Genomic DNA, 2,425 nt, shown 5'->3' with positions numbered 1-2,425 from the left:
TTTTGCAAGGCCGGATGTTTGACTCCAGCGTTACAGGGCGGGCAAAGGGGCGTCCTGACAATGCCTGCACTGTTCGTGACAAGCCGTTAAACAAGACGGTTCGTTGCAAGCGGATACGCCATGCTGTCCAGCTTTCGGCAGCTTCACGCGGAAGCCAGCGTTGTCCAGCAGCGCGCATACTCAAGGTGCCGCCCATTAGATCGGCCAGCAAATCCAATTCGGCCGCCATCGCCCGATGTGCAATCCCCGGGGTTGCCACATTATCTGTCATTAGGAATCCTCGAATAATGTCGTATCTCACGACAGGGTAAAGAGCGTTAAAACGCCATCTCTTTCGTGGCGGTTTCGATCCCGCCCAGCAGGGCATTAACCGCCCAGACCATCGCATCCAGCCGATCTGGTGATGGCGTTTGCCGTTGGCCTGGCACACAGGCACACATCTGATCTTCAAGTGCGCCGAATTGTCCGGCATGCGAAACATCACCGCGGGCATAGGCGGCAGCCACTGGTTCGGCGCGAATTGATTTTGATCGCATCGCGCGCACTTCACGTATCGGCAATGAGCACCCTGCCTGTGCCAGAAGCGTGCGGATCAAACTGCCACCCTGATTGATTTCGGCGATCACACTATCAGCACGCCATTGCCGAAAAACCCTTTGTATTTGCACTGCCCATCTATCTGGCGACGCATGTAGTGAATCATCGGCCAGAATCCAGATATGTCCATCCTGATCCTTGCCTGCGGTAATGATACCCGTTTCATCACCACCGCCCATCGCCGGGTCAACGCCGATCACAATCCGGATGAATCGGTGCCGCTTTGGCATCGGACGATGCAAACGCAGAATATCATTTCGGCACCATAACGCATCAGGCAGGTTTGACATCATTATGCCCTCAAGCTCCTGACGCGCCAGATAGCTATCACCAAAGCGCCGGTGCATCGCTGCCATAAAAGCAGGTGACAGATTAGCCGCATTTTCACGGCTAGCCCCTTGTACATGCACTGTATCTTCAGCTGCCGCCAGATCAGCCAGCCAGCGTACCGGACGCGGCGTTGTCGTTGCTATACATTGCGGGCTTTTGCCAATACGCAATGCCAGCATCAGATTGTCCCATGCGCTTGGATAGCGCCATTTGGCAATCTCATCCGCCCACGCATAATCAAATTCGGGGCCGCGAAGCTGTTCGGGATCATCTGCCGAATAACAACGTGCAACTGTACCTGACGGCCAGATCAATGTTCTTTGCCCCGTCCGCCATGCTGGCCGTGACCAATGTGGACAAACCGACAAAATGCCTGACATGCCCTCAACCATAACTTGGCGGGCATCATCAAAAGTTTCGCCCACCAGCGCAATACGGCGCGCACGTCCACTTTGGGCCAGCCACCTTATCCATTCGGCACCAGCCCGGGTTTTGCCAAAACCGCGACCAGCCATCAATAACCAAACACGCCAATCACCAGCCGGTGGTAATTGTTTTGGCCGTGCCCATAACTGCCATTCATATAACAACAGATTGATCTGCTCAGGGGTTAGCCCGTCAATAAAGGCTATGCGGTCAGTCTTTGGCAGACAGATTAGCGAGTCGATCCAGCTTTTCTTCAAGGGCTGCTCGTGATGCGTCAAAACTATCCTCGTCCGTATTGGTCTGTCCGCCTCGCAACACCCGGCGGTCATACAGCCAGGGACGCCGTGCTTTCAGCAAAAACATCAACAGGCTATCCGAATAGCGGGTGATCGTTCCAACAATCTCTCCCTTTGAAAATCGATCTTCCTTGATGCCTTCAACAGCGCGGCGCAAGGCTTCTAGTTCCAGCCAGTCAACCGCCTCCTCAAGCGCATCTTGCCAGGCTGATGCAAAGTCCGGATCGATCCGCCGCATTCGATATAAAGACGCACGCGATCTCCCAACAAGTCGGGCGGCAGCACTGACATTTCCGGTTACCCGCAAGGAGTCAAGAAAGGCATCTCGCCATTCGCAATCATCATGGGTCACTTTTGAAATGAACCTAGCCTATGTCAAGATGGAGAGATTGACTGTCAGTATATAATAGGATTTATCCTATTTTGTATCATTTGTCAAGCTAATTTCATAATTAACACGCACAATTTTTCATATCAATCATGGTGCTGGGCGGCGTCATGCTGACTTTGTATCGTCTCAAGCGCGGCCAAAGCCTTTTTATAATCACGGTTAAGGCTAGATCGGCTTTTGCCACAACGCCCCACCAGAATGCGCCACGGAATATTATTCGCACGCGCCCAGACAAGTTGACGCGCTTCATAATTCAGATGCCACAGTAAAGCCAACATGGCATCCATCGAATCAATCGCCTGCGGAGATGGGCGAATTTTCGATAAACGCCTAGTTTTACTGTATAAAATAGCTGATTCGCGTATCATATCTGGCCAAGCACTTC

General features: G+C 52.7%; 3 protein-coding genes and 1 pseudogene. All 4 read right to left on the bottom strand.

Features of this window, described 5'->3' with window-relative positions:
* Window positions 1–271, bottom strand: a pseudogene (locus tag ACTF7Q_RS10560) (DUF4055 domain-containing protein); the annotation flags it as partial.
* 46 nt (window positions 272–317) lie between these two features.
* Window positions 318–1,610, bottom strand: a complete 1,293-nt coding sequence (locus ACTF7Q_RS10555) for a DNA-packaging protein (RefSeq protein WP_438997793.1) — start codon at window positions 1,608–1,610, stop codon at window positions 318–320.
* Window positions 1,564–2,001: a hypothetical protein gene (locus ACTF7Q_RS10550; RefSeq protein ID WP_438997792.1), complete on the bottom strand. Its 438-nt coding sequence runs from the start codon at window positions 1,999–2,001 to the stop codon at window positions 1,564–1,566. The genes ACTF7Q_RS10555 and ACTF7Q_RS10550 overlap by 47 nt, the downstream gene beginning before the upstream one ends.
* 122 nt (window positions 2,002–2,123) lie before the next feature.
* A partial coding sequence (locus ACTF7Q_RS10545; RefSeq protein ID WP_438997791.1) for a DUF6362 family protein occupies window positions 2,124–2,425 on the bottom strand: 302 nt, incomplete at its 5' end.

Origin of the sequence: Puniceispirillum sp. (SeqCode) (assembly GCF_965657105.1) — a bacterium.
GTDB lineage: Bacteria > Pseudomonadota > Alphaproteobacteria > Puniceispirillales > Puniceispirillaceae > Puniceispirillum.
The sequence above is the reverse complement of the archived record's forward strand: the minus strand, read 5'-3'. Positions and strand labels throughout refer to the sequence as shown.